The sequence below is a fragment of the Oryzihumus sp. genome, from assembly GCF_036391795.1.
In the GTDB taxonomy this organism is placed as follows: domain Bacteria; phylum Actinomycetota; class Actinomycetes; order Actinomycetales; family Dermatophilaceae; genus Oryzihumus.
This window is the reverse complement of sequence record NZ_DASVZH010000206.1, coordinates 1-23934: the sequence shown is the minus strand read 5'-3', so window position 1 is coordinate 23934 and position 23934 is coordinate 1. Positions and strand designations below refer to the sequence as shown.

The 23934-nt window shown below is 69.3% G+C and carries 22 protein-coding genes; 9 read left to right on the top strand and 13 right to left on the bottom strand.

Translation table 11 applies throughout. From position 1 onward, the window contains the following. Positions 1–8 precede the first annotated feature (8 nt). Positions 9–260 carry a hypothetical protein gene (locus VF825_RS12805; protein ID WP_331113863.1) on the bottom strand — a complete coding sequence of 84 codons (252 nt, stop codon included), beginning with the start codon at positions 258–260 and terminating at the stop codon, positions 9–11. Between the two features lie 634 nt (positions 261–894). On the opposite strand from VF825_RS12805, the gene VF825_RS12800 reads away from it, so the two are divergent. Then, complete coding sequence (locus VF825_RS12800) at positions 895–1203, top strand: hypothetical protein (protein ID WP_331113861.1); 309 nt, start codon at positions 895–897, stop codon at positions 1201–1203. Between the two features lie 251 nt (positions 1204–1454). Here VF825_RS12800 and VF825_RS12795 read toward each other — a convergent pair whose 3' ends face one another. The 3 genes from VF825_RS12795 to VF825_RS12785 all read right to left on the bottom strand — a co-directional run bounded on the left by VF825_RS12795 (position 1455) and on the right by VF825_RS12785 (position 4869). Next, positions 1455–2531: a D-alanyl-D-alanine carboxypeptidase family protein gene (locus VF825_RS12795; protein ID WP_331113859.1), complete on the bottom strand. Its 1077-nt coding sequence runs from the start codon at positions 2529–2531 to the stop codon at positions 1455–1457. Positions 2532–2717: 186 nt separating this feature from the next. Next, positions 2718–4052 (bottom strand): putative lipid II flippase FtsW, encoded by a 1335-nt coding sequence (ftsW, locus tag VF825_RS12790; protein ID WP_331113857.1) that lies wholly within the window; start codon positions 4050–4052, stop codon positions 2718–2720. Positions 4053–4317: 265 nt separating this feature from the next. Then, positions 4318–4869, bottom strand: coding sequence for a hypothetical protein (locus VF825_RS12785; RefSeq protein ID WP_331113854.1), 552 nt, complete (start codon positions 4867–4869; stop codon positions 4318–4320). Positions 4870–5226: 357 nt separating this feature from the next. On the opposite strand from VF825_RS12785, the gene VF825_RS12780 reads away from it, so the two are divergent. Then, positions 5227–5631 carry an NUDIX domain-containing protein gene (locus VF825_RS12780; protein ID WP_331113852.1) on the top strand — a complete coding sequence of 135 codons (405 nt, stop codon included), beginning with the start codon at positions 5227–5229 and terminating at the stop codon, positions 5629–5631. Between the two features lie 142 nt (positions 5632–5773). On the opposite strand, the gene VF825_RS12775 is transcribed toward VF825_RS12780, so the two are convergent. After that, on the bottom strand, positions 5774–7639 hold the full coding sequence (locus tag VF825_RS12775) for a hypothetical protein (RefSeq protein ID WP_331113850.1): 1866 nt from the start codon (positions 7637–7639) through the stop codon (positions 5774–5776). 612 nt (positions 7640–8251) lie between these two features. Between VF825_RS12775 and VF825_RS12770 the strand changes: the two genes are divergently transcribed. From VF825_RS12770 to VF825_RS12750, 5 genes are all read left to right on the top strand, one after another. After that, entirely contained in the window at positions 8252–9817 is a 1566-nt protein-coding gene (locus VF825_RS12770) for an alkaline phosphatase family protein (RefSeq protein WP_331113848.1), read from the top strand. A 302-nt stretch (positions 9818–10119) separates the two neighbouring features. After that, positions 10120–11475, top strand: a complete 1356-nt coding sequence (locus tag VF825_RS12765; protein ID WP_331113846.1) for a sialidase family protein — start codon at positions 10120–10122, stop codon at positions 11473–11475. Positions 11476–11725: 250 nt separating this feature from the next. After that, positions 11726–12007, top strand: coding sequence for a hypothetical protein (locus VF825_RS12760; protein ID WP_331113845.1), 282 nt, complete (start codon positions 11726–11728; stop codon positions 12005–12007). Positions 12008–12325: 318 nt separating this feature from the next. Next, positions 12326–13993 (top strand): alkaline phosphatase family protein, encoded by a 1668-nt coding sequence (locus tag VF825_RS12755; protein ID WP_331113843.1) that lies wholly within the window; start codon positions 12326–12328, stop codon positions 13991–13993. 190 nt (positions 13994–14183) lie between these two features. Next, positions 14184–14951, top strand: a complete 768-nt coding sequence (locus tag VF825_RS12750; RefSeq protein WP_331113841.1) for an alpha/beta hydrolase — start codon at positions 14184–14186, stop codon at positions 14949–14951. Positions 14952–15194: 243 nt separating this feature from the next. On the opposite strand, the gene VF825_RS12745 is transcribed toward VF825_RS12750, so the two are convergent. Both VF825_RS12745 and VF825_RS12740 read right to left on the bottom strand, forming a co-directional pair. Next, positions 15195–15590 (bottom strand): Ig-like domain-containing protein, encoded by a 396-nt coding sequence (locus VF825_RS12745; protein WP_331113839.1) that lies wholly within the window; start codon positions 15588–15590, stop codon positions 15195–15197. Positions 15591–15818: 228 nt separating this feature from the next. Continuing rightward, positions 15819–16133 (bottom strand): DUF4190 domain-containing protein, encoded by a 315-nt coding sequence (locus VF825_RS12740; RefSeq protein WP_331113837.1) that lies wholly within the window; start codon positions 16131–16133, stop codon positions 15819–15821. 188 nt (positions 16134–16321) lie between these two features. Between VF825_RS12740 and VF825_RS12735 the strand changes: the two genes are divergently transcribed. After that, a complete protein-coding gene (locus VF825_RS12735) occupies positions 16322–16777 on the top strand; it encodes a TrmO family methyltransferase domain-containing protein (RefSeq protein ID WP_331113835.1) in 456 nt (151 codons plus the stop codon). 100 nt (positions 16778–16877) lie between these two features. Here the strand turns inward: VF825_RS12735 and VF825_RS12730 are convergent, their stop codons facing one another. The 4 genes from VF825_RS12730 to VF825_RS12715 form a co-directional block, all read right to left on the bottom strand. Beyond that, positions 16878–17237, bottom strand: coding sequence for a hypothetical protein (locus VF825_RS12730; protein WP_331113833.1), 360 nt, complete (start codon positions 17235–17237; stop codon positions 16878–16880). 825 nt (positions 17238–18062) lie between these two features. Beyond that, a complete protein-coding gene (locus VF825_RS12725; protein WP_331113831.1) occupies positions 18063–19271 on the bottom strand; it encodes a divalent metal cation transporter in 1209 nt (402 codons plus the stop codon). 152 nt (positions 19272–19423) lie between these two features. After that, positions 19424–20794, bottom strand: a complete 1371-nt coding sequence (locus VF825_RS12720; protein ID WP_331113829.1) for a magnesium transporter MgtE N-terminal domain-containing protein — start codon at positions 20792–20794, stop codon at positions 19424–19426. Positions 20795–21156: 362 nt separating this feature from the next. Continuing rightward, positions 21157–21549 (bottom strand): hypothetical protein, encoded by a 393-nt coding sequence (locus tag VF825_RS12715; protein ID WP_331113827.1) that lies wholly within the window; start codon positions 21547–21549, stop codon positions 21157–21159. Between the two features lie 117 nt (positions 21550–21666). Here VF825_RS12715 and VF825_RS12710 point away from each other — a divergent pair, with 117 nt between their 5' ends. After that, the gene (locus VF825_RS12710) at positions 21667–22227 is read left to right on the top strand and encodes a TIGR03086 family metal-binding protein (RefSeq protein ID WP_331113824.1); all 561 of its coding nucleotides are present in this window, start codon (positions 21667–21669) and stop codon (positions 22225–22227) included. 825 nt (positions 22228–23052) lie between these two features. Here the strand turns inward: VF825_RS12710 and VF825_RS12705 are convergent. Together VF825_RS12705 and VF825_RS12700 are read right to left on the bottom strand one after the other, a co-directional pair. Then, entirely contained in the window at positions 23053–23520 is a 468-nt protein-coding gene (locus tag VF825_RS12705) for an SRPBCC family protein (RefSeq protein ID WP_331113823.1), read from the bottom strand. Then, the gene (locus VF825_RS12700) at positions 23517–23837 is read right to left on the bottom strand and encodes a metalloregulator ArsR/SmtB family transcription factor (protein WP_331113821.1); all 321 of its coding nucleotides are present in this window, start codon (positions 23835–23837) and stop codon (positions 23517–23519) included. Before VF825_RS12700 ends, VF825_RS12705 begins: the two co-directional genes overlap by 4 nt. Positions 23838–23934: the final 97 nt, after the last annotated feature.

Sequence of the window (23934 nt, the reverse complement as noted above, 5' to 3'; positions counted from 1 at the left end):
CGGTTGACTCACCTGTCGCGTCGGGGCCCGGGGACCTCCCCGTTGGCGACCTCTTCGATCCAGTCGACAGCCTCGTCCGACAGGTAGAAGCCCGTCGGACCGCTCTGGCCGACCCACCAAGCATCAGACGCCACCTGACCGCCGGCGCGCGTGATCTCCTCAACGACTGAAGCCGTCAGTGCGTCGCCGTTGTTGGCGATCAGCCAGTCGCGGGTCGCCTGCGGCAACCGAGGCCACCACTCCTCAAGGGATGCGGGCACGCCGTCAATCGTATTCCCGCGACGGACAGGTCGTACGCACGATCATCGGCATGAGCGGACACCGGGGCCCCGGGAGATGGGACGCACCCAGTCAGGACTCCACCGCTGCACTGCCGGGTCCGTGGTACCCCTGGGCGCCTCGACAGGGCGACGCCCGGCTGGGGCGCGGCCGTCCGCGTGGCTGAAGCGTGTGCGGTTTCGACGTCGGCAGGAGGACGCGGCGGCCACCATGGCCAGGTCGATGTGGGGTGGCCATCGCCGCCCGGATGCGGTCCTCGCCATTGGCTGGAAGGCTTGCGACGGGCCTGACAAGTGAGGTCGAGGCATCGGTGGTAAAGGGGACAGCGTGAGTGTCGAGGCCGCCTGCGGTTCGACTGGCCACCGCATCTGGATCTCCTGCGCGGGGGCGTTACTCATCATCCTGGGCGCTGCGGGGGGTCAACCTTCCCCTGTTCGGCCGGCTCCGTCAGCCGGTGGGCGCGCCGTTGTCATCCCGAGCTCAACCAATCAGGAGAGCCGCACGAACCCGGAGCGACTGGGCTCGGACGGGGTCGCGCAGGAGCTGGCTGCGATGCCGTGGCGAGCCATCACTCGCAGCCCCTCGTGCGGCGGGCTTCCCAACACGGTCCTGCGGGTGGTCACGCAAGACGTCTCCGGCGACGGGGTCCCCGATGCCGTGGTGCTGGCTCGTTGCGACACGACTACGGGAACAATGCCCAGCCAGCTGTATGTGTTCAGCCCAGCGCCGCTGTCCGACCGACCGCAACTGCTGGACACCCTGCTGAACGGCCAGCAGTGGCAGGCCGCCTCGGTGCGCGTCGCCGGGCGACGGATCATCACCTGGGGCGCCCGGTCCTCCCCCGGCGTACCCAACTGCTGCCCTGACATTCACCGACAACTGGCCTGGCGCTGGGACGGAGCCGGCTTCCAACAAACCAGCTGAGGTCCTGCTCCTGTGTGCCGTCCTGGGGGCGGCCTCGGCTCGTAAACCTCGGTGGTTCAGCGCCCCTCCTGCAGGAGCTGACACCCGGCACTGGTGACCACACCAGTCACGGGGCGATCAGGTCAACCGGCTCCTGCACCACCTGAGCACCGCGTACCCGAGCTTTCGGGTCGTCCACCGCGAGGCCTCCACCCAGGCAGATGATCGATCCCTGCGCAGCCCGCGCAGCCGCTGGATCACCGGTCGAGCGGTCAACGTGAGCGCGGTCGGCGGGCGCGGTGGCGCGCCCGTCTCTGGTGCGCCCGACGGCGTCGCACGGCCCGGACCCGCAGCCCCACGAGCAAGGCTGCAAACCCTCCCAGGAACCAAGCCACAACGGTCGCCCATCTCGGGAGAGCAGGCGCAGGCACGGCCGTGGCCGAGGCCGCCAGAGGGGCGCGTCCGGCTGCCACCGCCCGGGCGGCTTGGGGGCTCACGAGCGTGCCGATCGGGTGCACGTGCCCGAGCGCCGCGAAGCCCCAGTCCAGGAGGTGCTCCGCCTCCGGGTAGTAATGCGGCGTGGCGTGCAGCAACGTCAGGATCAGGGTGTGACCGCCCCTTCGTGCGACTCCGACGAAGGTGCCCCCGGAGCGCACCGTGTAGCCGGTCTTCATGCCGATCGCCCCTGGATAACGCTCGAGAAGCTTGTTCTCGGCAACGATCGTCCTCGGCCGGCCGCCATCGCCGGTCACGACCATTCTGGAAGTGCCGGCCAGCCGCGCCAGTTCGGGGAGGGCGAGTGCGGCCCTGCCGATGAGCGCGAGGTCGTAGGCCGAGGACTGCTGGCTGGGGGCGTCGAGACCGTTCGGCGTCATTGCTCTGGTGTCGTCAGCGTGGAGCCGGCGGGCTTGGGCGTTCATCCGGGCCAGGGTGTCGGCGCGGCTGCCGTCCAGGTGGGCGATGACGTTGGCGGCGTCGTTGGCGCTGCGCAGGATCAGGTAGGCGAACAGGTCCTTCACCGGATAGGACGTCCCTGGATCCAGCGGGGCCTTGTTGCCGTCCACGATCAGGTCTGCAGGGTCAGGACGCACCAGACGTCCGGGGTCCAGGCGGGGAAGCTCAGTGACGGCGGTCAACAGCTTCAGGGTTGAGGCGGGCGTGAACCCTCCGTGCGGGTCACGGGCCGCGAGGACGTCCCCAGTGTCCGCGTCGGCGAGGAGCCACCCCTTCGCCGTGATTCCCTGCGGCAGGGCTGGCGCGGCGGGGTCGACGACCAGGCCTGGTGATCCAAGCTGCGGGCCGCCGATAGGCTGGCCGGTGGAGGCCGAAGCGGCAGGAGCCAGCGACACCAGCGCACTCAGGGCAGCAGCGAGAAACGTCAGGATCGCCGCCGGACGCGCTCGATCAGGGCGAGGACGTGTCACTGGTCGATCTCCTCACGCGCGGCGCTCCAACTCCACGACGCTACCCCGAGGTCCTGGAGTCTCCGCTGGCAGTCACCTGAGGCGCCCACCGGGTTGGCGCACCAAGGCCCCTCAGCACGATGCAGAACGCTCATGACCTCGTGACCGCGCAGACGGGTCCAATCGGTTGATCCGGTTCAGCCTGCGACCCACCCACGTCCTCGCGCCTGCCTCCAGCGCGTCAACGCACCGAGGTTCGGTCCGCGCGAACGACAACAGCATCCCGAACGCGAACATCGTCGTCACCAGCGCCGACCCACCGGCGGACACCAGCGGCAACGGAACCCCGATGACCGGCAACAACCCAATGACCGATCCGACGTTGATGATGGCCTGACCAACCACCCACGCCATCACGCCGGCGCTGGCGATCCGCACGAACGGGTCATCCAGACGCGTCACAAGCCGGTAGCACGCGTACGCCAATGCGGAGAACAGGACGAGCACGACCAGGGTGCCGGGGACACCCAGCTCCTCGCCGATGATCGCGAAGATGAAGTCGTTGTGCGCCTCAGGGAGCCAGTACCACTTCTCCCGCGAGGCTCCCAGCCCCACGCCCCACCATCCGCCGTCCGCGAGCGCGTACTGGCCATGGATGGACTGCCAGCAGGTGCCGGTGGGGTCGGTGCACGTCCCACCGAGCCAGGTGTGGATGCGGCGCATCCGGTTCGGGCTGGTGATGGCCATGACCGCTGCGCCTCCTGCGAAGCCGGCACCGGTCAACGTGAACAGGCGCGCTGGCACGCCGGCGGCCCACAGCATGGTCGCCACGATGCCCAGCATGACCAAGCCGGTGCCGAGGTCGTGGCCGCCGACGACCATCACGAGGGGGATCGTGGCGCCGGGGAGCACGAAGGGCACGAGGGCGTCCTTGAGGAGGTGAAGCCGGCGGCGCTGCTGGGCCAGGGTCACGGCGCCGAAGAGGATCAGGCCGACCTTGATGAACTCCGATGGCTGGATGCTCTGCCCCGCCACGTGGATCCAGTTGCGGTTGCCCTGGATGCGCACACCCAGGGGCGAGTACACGAGTAGCTCGAGCACGATCGTCACGATCAGGGACAGGCGCGCGATCCGCTTCCACAGCCGGACCGTGAACCGACTCGCGACGAACGCCGCGACCACGCCGAGCCCTGCGAACCGTGCCTGGTTGAAGAAGACCGTGAACGACGAGTGCGTCGCGCCGTATGACGTCACGCTGGATGCCGACAACACCATCACCAAGCCGAGACACAGCAGACTGACAAGCACGCCGAGGATGAGGTGGTAGGTGAACGTCGGCGACGCGGTGCGCTCGCGCAGCCACATCCGAACCCGAACGACCACTCCGGGGACCCCTTCCGCAGCGCGGCTGCCTGCTCGTGAGCCGCCGCCCTCGCGCGACACTTCGTACCGCGTGGGCACCAGCACCTCTCTTCACCTTCGAACGATCCGCCTGGCCAACGGTCCGGCGGGCGGCCACCGTACGACCGAGAGCCGAAGTTGGCCGGATGCACGCGCCGGTGGTCATCCGATGCACAGGAACACGGCCAGCAGTGGCAGGCCTTGCGCTTCAGCTCTCGTAAGTCCACAGCCCTCGCGCAGCCAACTCGTCGACGGCCCGTGACGGGCGCGCGCGCCGAGGACCAACGTCTCGGCGGCGGACCCCCGCCCGACACCCCGGCGCGGGCGGCCGTCAGGCGGGACTGGATCCAGCCGGACCCGACTGGCGCGCAGACGGCACCAGCCGCTGCCCCAGCCACCGGAACCCACGCACCAGCCACCGGTCAGGACAGCACCGCGGCGCATCCGCTGACCATGTCTGAGCGCGCAGCACCACCTGCTCGGCGTTCGAGGTGACATGCACGGCGATCGCTTGCTCGTCATCGGAGAGCAAGCGTTGCGCCACCACGGGCTTCGCGGTCGAGCTGGACCGCGTCAGGAGGAACGCTGAGGACGGCGGTGAACCTATCAGGTCGCCGCAGCGGACGATGACCACAGCTGCGCCCTGGACCGGGCCGGGGACCGGTGTGATCTGCTGAATGTCGAGGTTCTGCCGGGAGCAGTCCATCGGAAGGGTCGGCACCACCCACGGGCGCTGCCGCGCGGCGCCGCCGACCACGGCCGGCCCCTTGCCGCTGCTTGCGGGCTGTGCCGCCGGGTGCGCCGGTCCCGAACCGGTCGAACATCCCGCGGCGCACACGACGACCAGCACGCCCAGCGCGGCGCGCACCACCTTGCCTGTCAATCCCCTGCCCTCTCCCAGCTTCGACCGCTACCAATTGTCCACGCCGTGCCGCGATCCTCACGCAACACCAGACGCGTGTTGCCCCGGCAATCAAGATTGGATGCCTACCAGGGTTTCGGCCGTTCTCAGCTTCGCCTCTGGGACTCGTTGTGGCCCGAGGTTGCCGGTCGACCAGGCACGCGCGAGGCAGGTCGATCCTCTCCTCGAGCAGTACCCATTCCCGCGCTGCCTCGGAGGAGTGCGTCACGTTGCGGATAGCAGACGTGCCAGTCAAGGCAGACGACTCTCGGCATGATCGCGCGGACAGCGGCAGTTCAGGACGTCTGGTTGGTCGGATGGCCGTGCTCTAATCCACCCATGCCCGAGGTGGTTGTTGCGGCGCTGGTTCGCGAAGGTCAAGTCCTCCTCGTCCACCGGAGTCCGAACCGCCTCGCCTACCCGGGTGCGTGGGATCTGCCCGGCGGACACGTCGAGACAGGCGAGACAGAGCTGGCTGCGCTCACGAGGGAGATGCACGAGGAACTCGGCGTGCAGATAGCAGGAGGCTCGGCGATTCATCTGTGCCGCCTGGACATAGGCCGCGAAGGGGAGCCCGTACGCCTCAGCGCCTGGTTTGTCGGCGCGTGGCAGGGAACGCCGACGAACGTCGCTCCCGACGAACATGACGAGATCCGCTGGTTCCGGCCCGAGGAGCTGCCTCCGTTCGCCCACGAACATCTGGGTACGGCGCTGCTGGTTGCGATGCGGGGCGCCCGCGCCTGAACAGCAACGCGCGGTCATCGGCAATCCGGTAAGGCGCCCTCCCAGTCCCAGACGGGCGGCAACGGCCGTGGCGACGAGCAGGGCTAATCCACCAACGGTCGAATGCGCAGGGACCGCCGGGTTCTGGGCATGGTAGAGGTGGTCATTGCCGCTCTGCCTCGGGCTGCGCGCCGGGGTGCAGGGTCAATGCCGCCAACACTGGTAGCACGACCAGGGCGGAGACTGCCGGGATGGCTACTCCGGTGTCGTTACCGACAAGCCCCACGCACAGCGCCACGAGCAGCGCTCCCAGGGCAGGACGCAGGGTGGGGAGTCGCACCTGGGTGCGCGCCAGTGCGGGCAGGTGCCACCGGCCTGGGTCGTGAACCACCACGCTGACGGCGACCAGACCCACCGGGATGAGGAAGGCCAAGGGGGCAGTCAGCAGCAGGTCGAGGTCCTGGCCGGCCTTACGGGCCACGATCGGCCCGGCCTGACCGTCCAGCAACGTCTGGACGAACTGGCCCAGGTGGCCGCGTTGCGGCGCGGGGCGCAGGTAGTCCACGAGGCAGGCGGCGGCAAGCAGCAGCACCGACAGCCCCGCGATGACCGCCGCCTTCAGTGCGGTGACCCTGAGCCGGCCCAGCCGCAGCGCCAGCACGGCGAAGGCCGGGACGAGAACCGGGATCGCACCGAACTTGGCGCCCCAGGTGGGGCCTGAGTCCACGACGATCAGCGGCAGCGCGACGAGGGCAACGACCACGACGGGCAGGCCGCGATACCCCCTTCCGACCGCCGGTGAGGCCAGGGCAGCTGCCAGGAGCAGCGCGGCGGTGACCTGCACCCCCAGGGCCACGTTGCCCACCCCGTAATAGCGGCCGCCGATCAGGGGTTGCAGCCCCAGCAGACTGTCGACCTGCAGACGAGAACCCGTGAGGAAGTCGATGATCAGCAGCACGCAGGTGAACGCCGCCACCGCGGCTGCCGGACCCCACGGGTGCCTCCGCCAGGGGCCCCGCGCGGCCGCGATCGCGACCACGCAGGAGGCGGTGCATGCCGCGACGGTGAGCGTGACCGAGGGGTGGGCGGTGGTCCACCACGGCGCCAGGTTGGCCAGGAACGTGCCGGCGGGCACCGCGGCCCCCACCAAAGCGGTTCCGTGGCCGACTCGGCGAAGGCGCACGGCTGCGTTCCTGCTGAGGTGCTGACTGTGCCGCTGGAGGCCCCAACCGACGCCGATCAGGATGAGCAGCTGGGCGAGGACGACACCGGTGAAGAACCAGGGCACGGTGGCCATCACCGTGGTTGCGGCGCGGTCCGCAGCGGCCATCTCCGAGGAGCCGGCCTGCCGGCTGGGCGTCGAAGACCTGGCCATGGTGAGCGGACGGCCGGAGAAGCCGGTCGGCTCGTGCACGCCCAGGATGGCCAGGAGCGTGGCCGGCACGTCTGTGAGCTGAGCCAGGCCGGGTTGCCGGGTAGACGCGCTGCTCAGGACCGCGCCGGGGACCGGCTGCGGCAGGTGTACCGCCAGCACCTGCAGGTGCGGTGTCGGTCCGGGCTCTGCCAGGGAGGACAGCACCACGCTCGCCGTCCGGGGCAGCGCCGACACCACCGAGGCAGCACGACCGTCCAGAGCACGCGCCTGACGGGCCCGCTCAAAGGGGTCTTGTGCAGTCAAGGACCCAAGGTCGATCAGCATCGCCGCTCGTCGTGCACGTCCCTCAGTGCGCTGTCCGTGCAGCCGGCGCACCGCGGCCGCGACCTGCCGGGCCAAGGAGGCATCGTCCACGGCGAGAACGTCGGACCCAACCGGATGCCCTGACCGGTCAGCGCCCCCTACCGCGGCGTAGCCACCGACCGTGGCAACCGCAACGTCACCATCGTGAAGGGCCTGCCCGAGCAGCCCCGGCTGGGCATGAAACGGACCGCGTCGGGCGCTGGACAGGTACGTTCCCCAGCCAGGCACCACCTGAGCGGCGCCCACCTGCGCCGGCGCGGGTGGGCACACGGCCGGGCCCGGGCCGGACACGACGCCGGCGGACAGGGTCGCCCACCCACCCCCGATGCAACGTGAGGATCCCTGCCCCGCGACCGAAAGGCTGGCGACAGCGGCCGTTTGGGTCAGACGCGCCAATGTCGGGGTAGTCCCAGGGCTCACGTCGGCCCAGCGCAGCCCTGATGCACCCACGAGCACGCTGAGGTTCGCACTGGGCAGCGGCCTCGACGCCCCAGCCCCGCCGCCCGGTCCCACCGGGACTCCGCTGAGAAGCACCAGCAGGGCCACGACCAGCGTCGCCGAGGCGGCCCATCCGGCGACGACGGGCCAACGTGACCACCGGATCATCGGTGTCCACCTCCTCGAGTCATGGCTGAGCCCCGTGGCCCGGATCCGGGTGGTCATCCGCGCCGGGTGAGGCAGGCCAGCGAGTCGGCGTCCGGGCTCAGGCGCACCCGTACGTCCCGACCCTAACCCTCCCGTGGCGGCCGACCCCTGACGCCGTAGTACCCGGCTCCCGCGCCCCACGAGAGTTCGGTCGAGGTTCACCTCCGCGACATGACGGACGAAACATCCAGTGGGTCTCAGGTGTGAGCATCGCTGCTGGTCGCAGGCTGACGCGGCCGCCTGACTCGAGGAGCTCGCATGACGTCCACCCGACAGCGCCGGGGACTGCGCGTCCCCCTGGCCGCGGCCGCCGGCTCGCTGGCCCTGGTCGCCGCGGCGGTGCCCGCGATGGCCACCGGCCACACCCCCGGCACCGCCGCCGCGCCGGTTGTCGCATCCACCACGACGCCGATCAAGCACCTGGTGGTCATCTACCAGGAGAACGTCTCGTTCGACCACTACTTCGCGACCTACCCCAAGGCCGCCAACCCTGCTGGCGAGCCACGTTTTACCCCTACGCCTAACACTCCGACCGTCAACGGGCTCGGCCCGGGGCTCATGGCGCCCAACAACCCCAACTCCGTCCAGCCCTTCCGTCTCGCCCGGTCACAGGCCCAGACCTGCGACCAGGACCACAGCTACACCGCGGAGCAGAAGGCCTTCGACTCCGGCCTGATGGACCGGTTCGTCGAGACCGTCGGCCGCGGTGCGGGCAGCTGCACCGACTACGGCAAGGGCAAGGGCCTGGTCATGGGCTACTACGACGGCAACACCGTCACCGGCATGTGGAACTACGCCCAGCACTTCGCCATGAGCGACAACTCCTACGGCACGACCTTCGGCCCCTCCACGCCCGGCGCGCTCAACCTGGTCTCCGGCCAGACCCACGGGTTCAGCGCCGACGGCGAGACGGTGCCCGCGAGCAGCGGCACCGTCATCGGAGACCCCCAGCCGACCGGCGACGTCTGCGACACCCGTGACACCTCCGCCTCGGTGGACGACCGGAACAAGAACATCGGCGACCTGCTCAACGCGAAGAAGGTCAGCTGGGGCTGGTTCCAGGGCGGTTTCGACGACTGCAGCGCGACGCATTCCGACGTCGCGGGCGTAAGCAGCAAGGACTACATCCCGCACCACGAGCCGTTCCAGTTCTTCCCGAGCACGGCCAACCTCAAGCACACCCGCCCGGCCTCCGCCGCCGAGATCGGCCACGACGGCCCAGCCAACCACCAGTACGACCTGAAGGACTTCTGGTCGGCGGTGGGTGCGCACCAGCTGCCGGCGGTCAGCTTCCTCAAGGCGGCGGCCTATCAGGACGGCCACGCCGGCTACTCCACGCCGCTGGACGAGCAGCGCTTCGTTGTTGACACCATCAACCACCTCCAGCGCACGCCGGACTGGAAGGACACAGCAGTCGTCATCGCCTACGACGACTCCGACGGCTGGTACGACCACCAGATGGGTCCGATCGTCAACCAGTCCACGGACCCGGCGCACGACGCCCTGACCGGGGACGCCAGCTGCGGCACGCGCGCCGACCGCGTGGCCGGCGGCTACCAGGACCGGTGCGGCTACGGCCCGCGCCTGCCGTTGCTCGTCATCTCGCCGTGGGCCAAGGCCAACTTCGTCGACCACACCGTCACGGACCAGAGCTCGATCCTGCGCTTCGTCGAGGACAACTGGCACACCGGCCGGGTGGGCAACTCCTCCTTCGACGACAAGGCCGGCACCTTGACGAACATGTTCGCCTTCAACGGCACCGACGTGAACCGCTCCCCCAAGCTGTTCCTCGACCCCAGATCGGGTCAGCCGTTGGGCCGCTGACGACGGGGCACTGCACGACAGGAACAACGGGCCGGAACCCCCGCGCGGGGGTTCCGGCCCTTTGTCATCGACCACTACCTGCCGCAGCCCGATCTCCCTGGGCCGCAGCCGTCACCCCAAAGGGGTGCGCCTCGTTGGCCAGACGTGGCCTGCTGGACGTGGCCGCGTCTCACGGGCTACACGCTGCGCCCCGGACGAATGGAGCCGGGCACGAGGCCGGGACTCCTGACCGGCGCGCAGCAGACCGACAACCTCGGAGAGGAACCTCGATGGGAAGTCTGCGGTTTGGGAAACGATCAGGGGTGCTGGCCGCTACGGCCGCAGCCCTCACGCTGGGCCTGGCCGCCGCCGGCTCGGCCCTGGCCGCGACCGGCGGCACGGCGGGCGGCTTCGCCTACGGGGAGCTTCAGGGCGCCACCGTCGGGCAGGCCGGCTGCGGTACCAACCAGGCGGGCGAGCCGGCCATTCACGTCTCCAAGGACAACCTCGTTGGCCTCGGCAGCGAGGATGGCCTGGGCGGCGGCAGCCAGTACTGGACCGGCACCCAGGTGGGCGGGACCAACAGCGCCTCCCCCTGTGCCCTGACGTACGACGGCCAACCCAACGCCGTCAGCGGGGTGGGCGCCTCCGGTGGCGACATCGACACCGCCTTCGCCCCGCTGAAGTCCGCGGCCGGTACCCGCCGCATCTATACCAGCAGCCTCAACCTCGCCTCGGTCAACGTCGCCACCTCCACCGACAACGGCAAGACCTGGACCCAGACCCCGGTCCAAGGCGGACTCCCCGTCGACGACCGCGAGTGGATCGCCGCCTACGGCGCAGACACCTCGCTGCTGACCTATCACGACATCGCCACCGACAACATCGACGTTCTCCGCTCCGACAACGGCGGGCAGACCTATACGCAGATCTCCCAGGCCATCCCGGCCACCGACTACAAGGCCGGGGCCAACGAACTGGGCAACCTGGTCATCGACCACAACAGCGGCACCGGCACCGCCGCGTCCCCCTTCGACGCCTACCAGTCCTTCGTCGCCCCGAGCGACTCGTCCGGGTCGAGCAACAACGAGGCGTTCCTGGCGGTGTCCAGCGACGGCGGCCACACCTGGACCGACAACCCGATCGCGTGCTCCACCTCCTGGGGCGGCAGCCTGGACCACCAGTTCCCCAACGTCTCTGTCGCACCCAACGGCACCCTGTGGTACGCGGCGTCCAATGACAAGAACGTCTTCACGGCCACCTCGCGCGACCACGGCAAGACATGGTCGTGCTCCGGCCCGGTGAGCAAGAACACCACCCAGGCCATCGAGCCCTGGCTTGTCGCGACCAACTCCGGGGTCGACCTCGTCTACTACGGCACGCCGGACAAGACCGCCAGCCCGACGTGGTCTGTCTACTTCACTCAGAACCTCACCGGGAAGACCTCCGGGTGGCGCAGCCCGTCGAAGCTCATGCCCGTCCACCGCGGTCCCGTCTGCGAGGGCGGCCTGAACTGCACGACCGGGCGCCAGCTCTACGACGACTTCGGAATCGACACCGACCAGTCCGGCTGGGCCCACATCGCCTACAGCCATGACGCCCCGGACCTGGGCGGATCCGGCACGTACACCGGCTACGCCGTCCAGAACTCCGGAACCCCGATCGGAGCCCCCAACTAGGAACGGCACCCTCGGGACCCGTCGTCAAAGGGGGTCGCGCCCATGGTGGTGCGACCCCCTTTGACGGCCGTCGACTCCGGGTCGCATGCGGTCCTGGTGTGCACGGGTGCTGAGCTGTACGGGTCACACACATGCGTGACAGACCAGACGGGCCTGGACATGAGGAAGGCCCCCAACGAACACCATCGCGCTGGGTCTCGTTCATCCCCATGTCGAAGGGCGCTTACCCAGGAGGTCCACGGTTGAGTCCGTGAACCCGACAGCCATGGCCTCCGACGACCGGGGCAGTAGCGCTGAGCCCACCGCCACGACGCTGGACCTTCCCAGCCGCATTCGCCGCGCCCTGAGACAGCGCGACGAAGCCGAGCTGGCACTGCTCAACCCGATCGTGCTCGCCTTGGCCAAGGGCGAGGTGACCGTCAGCGACATCGAGCCCTTGGACGCGGAGCAGGCAATATGGCTCGTCGCCGCCCGGGCGCAGGAGCGCGGGGACATCACGGCCGCCGACTTCAGCAGGAATCAGCACCGGTGACGCGCGGGTGAGCCCGCAAGGGTTCGGGTCAGCACGGCGTGACGGCACCCGGGGGTCACCAGAGTCCGAAGTCACCGCGCGCACGCTGCCGGCTGAGGTCGCTGCCCAGGCGCACGGCGACAACACGTCACGGGGGATGAAGCATGCTTGGGGTGGGCGTGAGGCCAGGCAGTCACCGCCGCCCGGGCGGGACGAGCTCACTCCACTACCACAGCAGGCTCACAGCCCGGCTATGTGGCACCAAGTCGTCGACGAACCGTCGCCCCACGTTCGCCCGTGCGAGCACCAGCCGTCGCCGTGGATCGACTGACTTCGGCCATGACCACTTCCAGGCGTACCGCTACCTTCGCCGCGGCGACCCTCGCCGCCGTCGTCGCCGTCGGGACGGGTGTGGCCCACGCCGCCACCCGGACCGCGTCCGGCCAGCGCTCCGGCACCCGCCACGTCCTGCTGCTCTCGGTCGACGGGCTACACCAGAGCGACCTCGACCGCTACGTGCGCGCCCACCCCTCCTCGGCGCTCGCCCGCCTCGTCGGCACCGGCACGAGCTACACCCACGCGCAGACACCGGTGCCCTCGGACTCCTTCCCCGGCATGATCGGCCAGCTCACCGGTGGGAACCCGCGCACCACGGGGATCTACTACGACGACACGTGGAACCACGCCCTGCTCCCGGCCGGCACCAAGAACTGCACGGGCGCCAAGCCCGGCGCCGAGGTCGCGTTCACCGAGGCCGCCGACAAGGACCAGAGCCGCCTGGACGCCGGTCAGGGCCTGAAGAACCTGCCCGGAGACATCCTGCAGATGACCGGGCGCCCGCAGACCCTGCTCAACCCGGCCACGCTCCCGGTCGACCCGCGCACCTGTAGGCCGGTCCTGCCGCACCAGGCGCTCAAGGTCAACACGGTGTTCGAGGTGGCCAAGAAGGCCGGGCTGCGCACCGCCTGGTCGGACAAGCACCCGGCCTACGAGATTCTGAACGGCCCATCGGGCAACGGTCTGGACGACCTCTTCACCCCGGAGATCAACAGCGACGCCACGGGTTACGCCAGTGGCACCGACTGGACCCAGGACAACGCCGCCACCCGGCAGTACGACGGCTACAAGGTGCGCGCGGTCCTGAACGAGATCGACGGCTTCGACCACTCCCGTCGCCAGCGCGCGGGCGTCCCGGCCGTCTTCGGCATGAACTTCCAGTCCGTCTCGACGGCGCAGAAGCTGCCGACCTCCGGCGGCCAGCCCGGCGGCTACCTCGCCGACGGCGTCACCCCCGGCCCGGTCCTGGCCAGGGCGCTGGACTTCGTCAACGCCTCGGTCGGGCAGCTGGAGCACGAGATCGCCGCGCAGCACCTGAGCGGTTCGACCATGGTCATGCTGTCAGCCAAGCACGGGCAGTCCCCGACCAAGCCGGCCGAGCTCACCCGCGTACCCGACGCCCCGATCATCGACGGGATCAACAAGGCGTGGGCCGCCGACCACCCGGGCACCGGCGACCTCGTGTCCTTCAGCACCGACGACGACATCATGCAGCTGTGGCTGAGCGACCGCTCAGAGGCAGCCGCCACGTTCGTCCGCGACTGGCTGCTCTCCCACCCGGTCACCGGCCACGACATCAACGGCGCCCCCCGCACCCTGACCTCCTCCGGGCTCACGGCCGCGTACGCCGGCACGGACGCCGCACGGTTCTTCGGGACCGGGGTGAACGAGGCTGCGCACCCCGACATCGTCGGCATCGTCCAGCACGGCGTGGTTTACACCGGTGGCACGTCCAAGATCGCCGAGCACGGCGGCGCCGACCCCCAGGACCGTGATGTGGCCCTCGTGGTGTCCGGCCCCGGCGGTCACGGTGCCCGCGTGACGAGCCCCGTGGAGACCACCCAGATCGCGCCCACCATCCTGCGACTGCTCGGCCTGGACCCGCGCCAGCTGCAGGCCGTTCGGATCGAGGGCACCCGGACGCTGACCGACCTGCCCACGCGCGGCTGACCCGATCCGCTACACGCCACAGGCCCCCGCCGGAACGGCGGGGGCCTGTGGCGTTGCGGCGAAGGGGCCGACAATCCGATCAGGCAAGCGCAAGCCGCGCGTCGGGCCTGCCATTGCTGCGAGCCGGCAGGACGACGCCTCCCCCGCACGGACGAGGCGAGCCAAGCCCTCGGGTGTCACCGTAGTTGCCATGGAACAGTTCCGGGTGCTCCTCCTCCCCGGGAGCGTGTTGCCGGCCGACCTGGCCTACGGTGCCCTGCTGGCCGAGCTGGGTGACCGGATCAGCGCCGTGGCCAAGGACCTGGAGCTGTACGCCACAGACGAGCCTCCGGCGGACTACAGCCTCGACACCGAGGTCGACGGTGTGCTGCGCGAGGCCGACGCCCGAGGCTGGGAGCGCTTCCACCTCGTGGGTTACTCCGGCGGCGGCGCAGCAGGACTGGCGTTCACCGCCCATCACCCGCAGCGCCTGCACAGCCTGACCCTGCTGGAGCCGGCTTGGGCCGGCAACTGGGGCTGGAGCCCCGCCCACCGCGAACTGTGGCAGCAGTACTCACAGCTGGAACAACTGCCACCCCAGGAGTTCATGGGTGCATTCATGCGCCTCGGGGTGCGCCCGGAAGTGACCCTGGGGCCACCTCCGGGCGGCCAACCCCCGCCGCCGTGGATGGCCAAGCGGCCCGCCGGCATCCGGGCGTTCTTGCGGACCTTCGCCACCTACGACCTGGACCGCGAGGCCCTGACCCGGTTCACCCAGCCGGTCTACTTCGCCTTGGGCAGCCTGAGCAATCCCGATGACTACGGCGAGGTAGCCGATCGGCTGGGCACGGTCTTCCCCGACTTCCAGCTCGAAGTGTTCGAGGGGCGCCACCACTTCGACCCACCACATCGGGTCGAACCACAACGCCTGGCGGCGTCCCTCCTCCGGACATGGTCTCGCGGAGAGCCCGCCCCCTGAGGCACACCTGCAACCGCAGAGAGTTCACCGCCTCCAAAGCCCTCCACCTCTTCGAAGGGCCTTGTGTTCAGGCGGATGCCCCACCTCACCTCAACTCGAAGGGCGCTATACCCATCGGCCAAGGGCTCCTTGTCGGTGGTCAGTTCACATCCGTGCAAACATCGCTCGCACCTCAGGGCTCAGCCGGTGCGGGTCCGGCCGTGATGAGGCAGTGATTGGCGCAGGTCGTGAGACCGGTTGGCCTCAGGTCACGACAAGGGTGATGGTCTTGGAGCTGTTGGGGAGGTAGTTGTTGTCGCCGGAGTACTTCGCGACGATCGAGTAGGTTCCCGCCGCGAGGGTCACCTTCACGTGAGTGACCATGATGTTGTTGGACGACAGCTTCAACGTCCCACAGGCGAGCGCGGTCGTTGACGTGCCGCTGTAGAAGCAGACTGTCCCGGTCGGGTGGGTGACCCAGATCGTCGGCTTGACCTTCGAGGACAGACCGACCGGGGCTGTCGAGGTTGCCGGGTTGGGCCGGGCGGCAATCGTGACCGTGGTGGTTCCGATGGGGGCGGCGTTGGCGATGGGTGCCAGGCCGAATGCACCTGCTGCGGTGATGACGCCGACCATGATGGTTCTGCGTTTGATGCTCATTTTGGCTACTCCTAGCCGCGGCCCAGTCTTCGTGGATGCCGTCCATTCTGCGGGGAGACATTCCTTGAGGCGTAAGCCGAAACGACGAGGAAGGGTGCCGCGAACGGTGGACAGCGGCTCTCCACCAACTAGCGATGGAGCACACCTGGCTAGGGTCGGTCTGTTGCGCGGCTGAAAGGCGGCTCGCCCGTCGTGAATGGCCGCCGGCTGGTGCTCGGGACGAAGACGTCAGTGAGTCGAGCTGCCGTGCCGTGCTGAGAGGACCGCGATCAGGATCATGAGGCCGACCAGGCCCAGGACGAGCGTGACGATCCCGCAGATGAGCCCGGCAAGCGCCTGACCACGGTTGGTGGCACGCCCCTGCCTGGCCCGCCCGAGGCCCATGATGCCCAGGATGATGGCTGCCGTGGAGCTGAGCGGGGCCAGCATGACGAAGCTGGCGATACCCACGATCATCGCGGCCAGGCCGAGCCCGTTCTCAGGCTGCGGCTGGTACGGACCGGTCGGCGGGGCCTGGTGCGGGAACTCCGGGTACTCACTCACGACTTCTCCCAAGGCTGTCCACGTGCGATGAACGGACTGTGGCACCCATCGGTGACGTGCGCGAGGCGGCACGCTGTTGCGCTCGGGCCGCGCCGGCTTCCTGCGTGACCAGCGTCCTATGACGGCGAACGCGGTTCAGGGAGGCTGGCCACTCATCCAAGGAGGCGAGCTCCGCAGTGAGCGCACGAATGTATGCAGTCACGTCGGTCGGTCAGGTCATCGGCGGCCTGTCCGACCCCGACGACGGCGAGTGGGAACAGACCACCGCCGTCATCCGGCTGGACGGCACCCAGTTCACGACCGACGTGGTCGCCGGGCTGGAGGACTTCACCCACCTCGAGGTCGTCTACGTGTTCGACCAGGTCGACCCCGCCATGGTGGTGACCACCGCCGACCGGCCCCACGGGCGCGAGGACTGGCCGCTGGTCGGGGTGTTCGCCCACCGGTGCAGGGCACGTCCCAACCGGATCGGTGTGTCCCGGTGCAGGATCATGAGCATCGACGGTCTGGACGTGAAGGTGGCCGGCCTGGACGCCATTCACGGCACTCCCATCCTGGACCTCAAGCCGTGGGTCGAGGAGTACGGCCCCGTCGGCGACACCCGCCAGCCTGAGTGGGCCATGGAGCTGATGCTCCAGCGCTGAGCCGTGAGACCCCAGGCCGTACACGGGCACTGACGCTGGATCCGAGTAGCCGGCTCTGCACCAGGGGTGTCGGGGAGCGACGATGGCCCCAACGGCGTAGTCACCACAGGGCGTGCAGTACCCCGCACTGTTGGGTGACGGCCTGCGCGTCGGTTGTCAGCCCGGACAGGTCTCCTGTCGGGTCGAGGCCGGTGATGTCCGTCGCCAGTTGTGACCAGGCATCCGCCAGCGGCTGGTAGGTCGCGTCGCTGCCGGCCGCCATCATGAAGTGGTTGTCCACGAGGAACCAGGGAGCGTTCGGTTCGGCGGCTCCGCCTCTGGCCGGCTGGCCCATGCCGATTCGGATTATCGGTGCGAGGTCGTGTGCCTTGACGTTCTGTCGGATGACTGGCGCAACGGCGGACTCAAACGTCACGCATCCCTCATGCGCGGCGCCTTTGACGTCCGTGAGGCTGGCCACCACGGAGACCGCGGGACTCGGTGCCGAACGCCTCGCCGGCTTGGCTGTGGCAACCGACTTGGGCGCAGAGGTCACCGACGACACGGCCGGCGCCCGTGTGGCCCTTCGCGTCGTCAATGAAGGGGAAGCGGCCGGCGGGCCGGCACTCAGTGCGGCCGGCGCTGACACGTTCGTCGTGTGCGGCAGCGGCCCAGCGACCGTCCCCATGACGACAAGGGTGAGCAGGAACGTGAAGAGCCCTCCGGCGGCGGTGAGGGCAATCAGGTGCTGGCGGACCCAGGGAACAGGACGAGCACCCTCTGGCTCCACCCTGAGCTGCCACCCCTTTGGAGCCGGCGGCCAGTCCTCGCCCGGCTGCCACCCCGGAGCGGGTCGCCATTCCGGGGACGGCGGCGTCGGCCAGTTGGGCGGGCTGTTGAACCGCAGTGCCATGAACGCTCCCTGCTGCGATCGGTCCCGTGCGCCAATGGAGTATCGCGTGGGTCGCCACGCGTCGTAGGCGCTTTCAGCAGAATCCGAGGCAACGACAAGTTCGCCTGCAGGATCGGCTTCCGGGGTAGTCAGCGGGATCAGCACGCCGTCGACTTCACGTCGCCGTTCGGGTACGCCCGAAGGGCGGTCCCCCTCGGCGCGTCGCCCGTTCACCCACCTCACCGGGGCTGGATGTCATCCCAGGGCACCTGTCAGCTCGACAGTCAGCTCCTCAGCGAGGGCGGCCTCCAGAAACGTCGGCCGACCGGTCTACGACATCCCTGATGTGTGGTTCGCGCGCACCTCGCGAAGAGCGAGACCCCACGACCCCGCGGCCAGGACCCGGAGCACGGCTTAAGTGCCGACCCCGAGGAGGCCGAGCACGGTCTGCCCGAGGAGCAACAGGGACATGGCGCTGATGGCCGCGACGGCAAGGGTCGCGACCACGCGGAAGAGAGGCTTGTTGACGGCGTCGCCCAGGAGGTCGCGCCGGTTGGCCAGGACGAGGATGTAGACCAGCACGACAGGGGTGACGATGCCTTGCAGGACCTGGGTGCCGATCAGCAGGCTGATCAGGTTGACCGGCGTGAGGGCGACGGCCGCGCCGAGGAAGATCTGGAAGGTAAACAGCCCTAGGAACACCGGTGCTTCGCGGAATCGTCGGGACACGGATCGTTCGACGCCAACTGCCTCGCTGATGGCGTAACTGCTGGACAGCGGTACGACGGCACCGGCCAGGGCGCTGGCCCCCAGCAGTCCGACGGCGAAGAGCAGTTCGGCACCGTTGCCGGCGACGGGACGCAGCGCCTCGGCGGCTTCCTTGGCTGAGTCCAGGGGTCCGCGTCCGCCGATGGTCGCGCCGGTGGCAACGATGATCGTGACGCTGATGATGCAGGCGAAGATTGCGCCGGAGACGGCGTCCAGGCGGGCGTCACGGTAGCGGTCGGGGCCTGCGCCGCGGTCGACGACACCGGCTGCGGCGTACAGCTGCATGTACGGGCTGACGGTGGTCCCGATGAGCGCGACACCCAGCAGCAGGAAGTCCTTGGAGAGCACGAAGTGGGGCCACGCCAGGTTCGCGCCGACCTGCCCCCAGTCGGGGTGCCCGAGGATCGCGGCGATGGGGTAGGCGAGAAAGGCCAGCGACAGGACGAGGAAGATGCGTTCGGCGTATCGGTATGACCCGAACAGCACCAGCGCCCAGATCGCCACAGCAGCCGGCGGGATGACGAGGTAACGGTTGACGCCGAAGAGCTCGAACGCGGCCCCGATCCCGGCGAACTCGCTGACCACCAGGCCGGTGTTGGCCAGCAGGACGCAGAACAACGCCAGCGCCGTGAGCCGCAGGCTGAACTGCTCACGAATCAGCGCGGCCAGCCCCTTGCCGGTGAACGCTCCGAGCCGCACCGACATCTCCTGCACGAGGACCAGCGCGACGGTGACCAGCACCATGAAGAACAGGGTGCGGTAGACGAACTGGCTGCCCGCGCTGGAGTACGTGGCGATACCAGCAGCGTCATTGCCGGCATTCGCGGCGATGATGCCCGGCCCCGCGATCGCCATGTACGCCAGTAGCCGCCGGGTGCCCGGGACCCGGCGCCACCAGCTCGGGCGCTCCGGCGGCTCAGGAGGGTGGGACACAGGGCCGGCATGCCCGATGACGTTCGAGTCGGCCGTACCGGCCCCGGCGGGGACGGGCGCGCGGTCCCGGGCAGTCACTGCAGCAACCTCGGGAAGTGCAACCGACCGCGTTCGGGCAGTAGGGCATCGACCACGTCATCGGCCAGGATCCGCCCCAGGGGGGCCCCGGTCTCGTCGACGACCAGCAGGGAAGATCGACGGTTCTCCACGAGCCGCTCGGCGACGTCGGCGACGCTGGCATCGGGCGCCACGGTGAGGGGCTCCGGATGTCCTTCCTCGATCAGCACGTCACCGATGAGCTGGTCGTCGGGGTGCGCCACGAGGTCGAACAGCGGCAGGTCGGCCAGCAGCCGGCCCTCGTCGAGGATCAGCACGGCGTCGACCTCGTCGCGGTGCTCCCGGAAGCCAGCCACGATCCGCTCCACCTCTCCCACGGTGTGGGTAAGGCTCGCCGTGACCAAGACCGTGGTCATGAACCCCCCGGCCGTGTTCTCTCGGTAGGTCAACAGCCGCGCCAACGCCTGAGCCTGCTCGGGCGGAATCCGGGAAAGGATGTCGGCGCGCTCGGCCTCACTCAGATCGCGCAGCGCATCGACGGCCTCGTCCGGCTCCATCGCGGCAACGAGGACCGCCGCCCGGGCCGGGTCCGCCTCGCGCAGCAGGGCCTCGAGCTCGTCGGGGTCCATCTCCTCGAGCGCGTCGGCCACCGTGGCCGGGTCGAGGGTGGCCAACAGCTCCTGCCGAGCCGGGCGGCCGAGGTCCTCGAGCAGGTCGGCCAGCTCCCCCGGCCGCAGCCGCTGCAGGTCCTCGTGACCTGCCCGCAGCTGCACCGTGGCCGGCCCGGTGATGAGCTCCTCCCCGAAGGGCGCCACCGCGTCCCAGTCGATGACCCGCTCCGGCGTGGGCCGGCCTCGCAGAGCGCGTGGACCGAGCCTGCGGACCAGGCTCGCCATGCTGACATCCAGGCCCACCAGGCGGATGCGGCCGTCGGCTGGGGCGAGGTACAGGTCGGCCGCGCGGATGACCTGGCGCCCGTCGACGTCGACCAGCTGGTGATCCAGGACGTCCTTGGCCAGCAGCACCTCCCCTGGGCGTCGGGTGAAGTCGCGCAGGTCCATCTGGGCCGTCTTCAGGTGCACCAACCGGTGATCGACGTGGCCGATCTTGTCGGCATCCAAGAAGCTGGAGCGTCGGCCAACACGCACGAGGATCCCGGTCACCGGCGGGTAGCGGTCATCGCCGTGGATACGCGCCACCACGTCGATGACCTTGCCCACCTGCTGCTCGGCCTGGTTCAGCACCGGAGCGCCCACCAGCCCGGCCACGCTGACGATCGCCTGGCGCACCGCGCGGTTGGTCGTCAGGCGCCCGGCACGGGCCGCCGACCGACGACGCAGCGCATCGACGGCGGGACTGTGCCTCTTCGGCGGGAAAGAGTCGGTCAAGACGGCTCCAGGCAAGATCAACGCACCGGTCTCCCGTGCGAGGGACCCCAGGGGCGCTGGGCGGCGGATCAGAGGTGTCTACCGTGCCGGCAGCAGGCTCCGGACCGCGGTGGTACTGGGAGGTTCGGCTGACATGCCCACCACCGCCCTCTCACACGTCGAGCTCCGCACGCCGGTTGCATGCTAGCCGAGGGAACTATCACCCGATGCTGGCTCCTCTGGCATCCCAGCCGCCCTCCAGTCAGGCCACGGCATTCAGGCTTGCGCCGAGGCTCTGATCGGCCGCAGCTGAGCCGCGGTGACGCCTTCCGGAGTACAAAGGAACGGTGAGCGCCGCACCCAGACGGGCAGGCCACTGGCTGCTAGTGGCCGTCGCCGTAGCCGCACCGATCAACGTCGCTCTCGTTGTCACCGTGCCGGGGTTCAGGCACGGAGCGCTTGCGCTGATCGGTCTGGCCGCGGCCGTCGGGTTCTGGCTCGCGATCGTCGTGCAGGCACGAAACCCGCGCTGACCGGTAAGCACCCTTCAACAGCAGAGCCCCCGGACGGCTCTGGCCGATGTCAGAGGCACGCGCTGATGGGCGCTCAGAGCCACCCGCCCTGCGGAACGCCCGAAAGAGCCAGAGGTCGGCGGCCACCATGACCCCGGCATCAGACGCCACCAGACCGCCGGCGCGCGTGATCTCCTCAACGACGGAGGCCGGCAGCGCGTCACCGTTGTCGGCGATCAGCCAGTCGGGGGTCGCCTGCGACAACCCAGCAAGCGGCACACAACTCGCAGCTGGCCGCGTCGGAACCTTCGCGCGATTCCCGCCCCCGCCGTCGGGAAGGTGCGATGCTGAGCGGGCTGTACCGAGCAGAAGGGGGAGAACATGACCAACGCGCGCACAGCGGACCTCGCGCAATCGATAGAGGCCACCGGAAAGGTGCTCAGCCAGCTGCACGCGAAACAACTCGGGCTCAGCACGCCATGCGAAGACTGGTCGGTCGCCCAAGTCCGCGACCACCTGCTTCGCATGCTCGTCACATTCGGCGAGGCCTTCGGAGCATCCTTGGAAGAGCCGCAGGACGGCGGGCCCAACGGCTCGACGGACACCGTGGAGACGTACAAAGCGGCCTCCGCGCGGCTGCTCGAGGCAGCAAGCGCGGCCAGCCCGGATCGCATGGTGACCATCCCATTCGGCACCGTGCCCGCCGAGGTCGCCACGAAGATCGCGACGGTGGAGGCGCTCGTCCACGGCTGGGACGTGGCCAAGGCCACCGGGCAGCACTACGTCTGCAACCCCGCCGTCGCCGAAAGGGCCCGCGAAGTCTCCGCCGCGCTTCTGGCGCAAGTCCCTGCCGGGCGCTCGCCGTTCGCGCCGCCAGTAACCGTCGAGGACAGCGCGCCTGCCATCGACCGCCTCGTTGGGCTCCTGGGCCGTCAGCCGTAGCCACGGCCCGCCGGACCCGAGGACCGGCCCCCGGAGCCCTGCGGCAACGTACCGACGTGCGCGTGCTTGCCCATCGCCTCGGAGCCGACCTCGAGGAGGCCTTCGGGACAACGATGTGAGCACCTGCCAAAAGCGTAAGAACACCCCCGCCTGGGGCCGGGCGCTTGGACAGAGGGTGAGCCAAGGGACCTCAGGAGTGCGCATGACAGGGCCGGACGAGTGCAGCTTCTGCGAGGTCACCGTGTGTTCGGCCACCATAGAAGTGGCGGGCAGGCGAGCAGGAGCCGGGACACGGCCGTGGTTCTAGCCGTCCTCGGGACCAACGTCGGCGGCGTCGTCAGGGCGGGGACGGCGATCACGGCCGCGAAGAGCACCCCGGAGGCGAAATACCCAAGGTGCATGGTCGAGGCCGTCTGTCACCGGCCGCCGCACCCAAGGCGAAGGTGCACAACACCGTGGCCCAGTAGAACCGTTCTCGCCGCGGGGTGCGGATGCTGTGGATCGACAGTGGATCGACGGACTGTCAGGGGTGAGGTAGGGGTGACGACCTAGGGGCCAAAGGGACAGGGGGACGGAGGGGTGCTCCGTGCGGAGGAGCTGTGGCGTGAGGCTTGGCGGTCCCTCGGGAGAGGGCTTCGGGTGCAGCCGCGAAGGCGGGTCCTCTTGCCGAGCAAGACTCGACCAATCGAGGCGGCCGCCCTGGCCTGCCACGTGACGCTGCTGCGAGCACCAGGTTGGAGGCCCCCACCCGGCAGCGACGATGGCGACCAAGGGACGTCGACTGTCCGTTCGGAACTCGTGCGTCTGCCAGGCAGGGGATGAGGTTCAGGGCTTCACCGCTTCGGCGTACGCATCGAGGCTCCAGCCGCTGGCGACCGCGTCGCGCATGCTGGGCCAGCCGTCGCCATGCCTGTCAAGGTGCCGGTGGGTAAGGACGACATGGGTCCGCCCGGGGTCAAGGGCCGTGAAGGCCACCTCGACCTCACTGGTCTTCGTCAGGTCGGTCTCCAGTTGCCACCGCAGGTTGATGTCCCAGCTGAACACCACGCGGGTTGGTGGTTCGTAGGCCAGGACCCGCGACCAGCGGCACTCGCGTCCGTCCGCGTAGTGGTCGGTGATGCTGCCTCCGACGTGTGGGTCGAACACCATCTTGGTGAGCTCCCCGTCGAGGAGGTGGTGGCTGGGGTTCCACCATGTCCCGATGCCGTCGGTGAAAACGGCGAAGGCATGCTCGAGCGGTGCCTCGACGTCGATCTCCGTGGTCACCGACGTTGTCTGCGTTTGGGTGGTCATGATTCCTCCTTGGGTGGGTTGCTGGCGGCAGCAGCGAAGGCTGCCAGGGAGCGGGACCAGAACTGTTCGAAGTACTCGCGAATAGCCCGGAGTCCGGTGGGGTCGAGGGTGTAGATCCGTCGGGTCCCCGCCGGCTGGTCGTGAACCAGCCCTGCCTCCTTGAGCACTTTGAGGTGCTGGGAGACCGCGGGGCGGCTGACCGGAAGTTCGCGCGCCAGCTCGCCGACCGCGCACGGGGACTGCGCCACTCGCTCATAGATGGCGCGCCGGGTCGGGTCCGCGAGTGCCGAGAGCACTCCCCCGTAGTTAGTCTCCACTTACCGTAAGTTACGGCTTACTAACAGCTGGGTCAAGTATCGAGGCGTGAGCAGGAATCCGCGGTGCAGCTGTGACGATCTCGTCGACGCTGGGCAG

Bases quoted from the DNA above. Each gene is read 5' to 3' on its own strand.
- VF825_RS12750 (WP_331113841.1), top strand. From the start codon at position 14,184: ATGGAACAGTTCCGGGTGCTCCTCCTCCCCGGGAGCGTGTTGCCGGCC.
- VF825_RS12780 (WP_331113852.1), top strand. From the start codon at position 5,227: ATGCCCGAGGTGGTTGTTGCGGCGCTGGTTCGCGAAGGTCAAGTCCTC.
- VF825_RS12735 (WP_331113835.1), top strand. From the start codon at position 16,322: ATGTATGCAGTCACGTCGGTCGGTCAGGTCATCGGCGGCCTGTCCGAC.
- VF825_RS12745 (WP_331113839.1), bottom strand. From the start codon at position 15,590: ATGAGCATCAAACGCAGAACCATCATGGTCGGCGTCATCACCGCAGCA.
- VF825_RS12705 (WP_331113823.1), bottom strand. From the start codon at position 23,520: ATGACCACCCAAACGCAGACAACGTCGGTGACCACGGAGATCGACGTC.
- VF825_RS12725 (WP_331113831.1), bottom strand. From the start codon at position 19,271: ATGGCGATCGCGGGGCCGGGCATCATCGCCGCGAATGCCGGCAATGAC.
- VF825_RS12770 (WP_331113848.1), top strand. From the start codon at position 8,252: ATGACGTCCACCCGACAGCGCCGGGGACTGCGCGTCCCCCTGGCCGCG.
- VF825_RS12710 (WP_331113824.1), top strand. From the start codon at position 21,667: ATGACCAACGCGCGCACAGCGGACCTCGCGCAATCGATAGAGGCCACC.
- VF825_RS12755 (WP_331113843.1), top strand. From the start codon at position 12,326: ATGACCACTTCCAGGCGTACCGCTACCTTCGCCGCGGCGACCCTCGCC.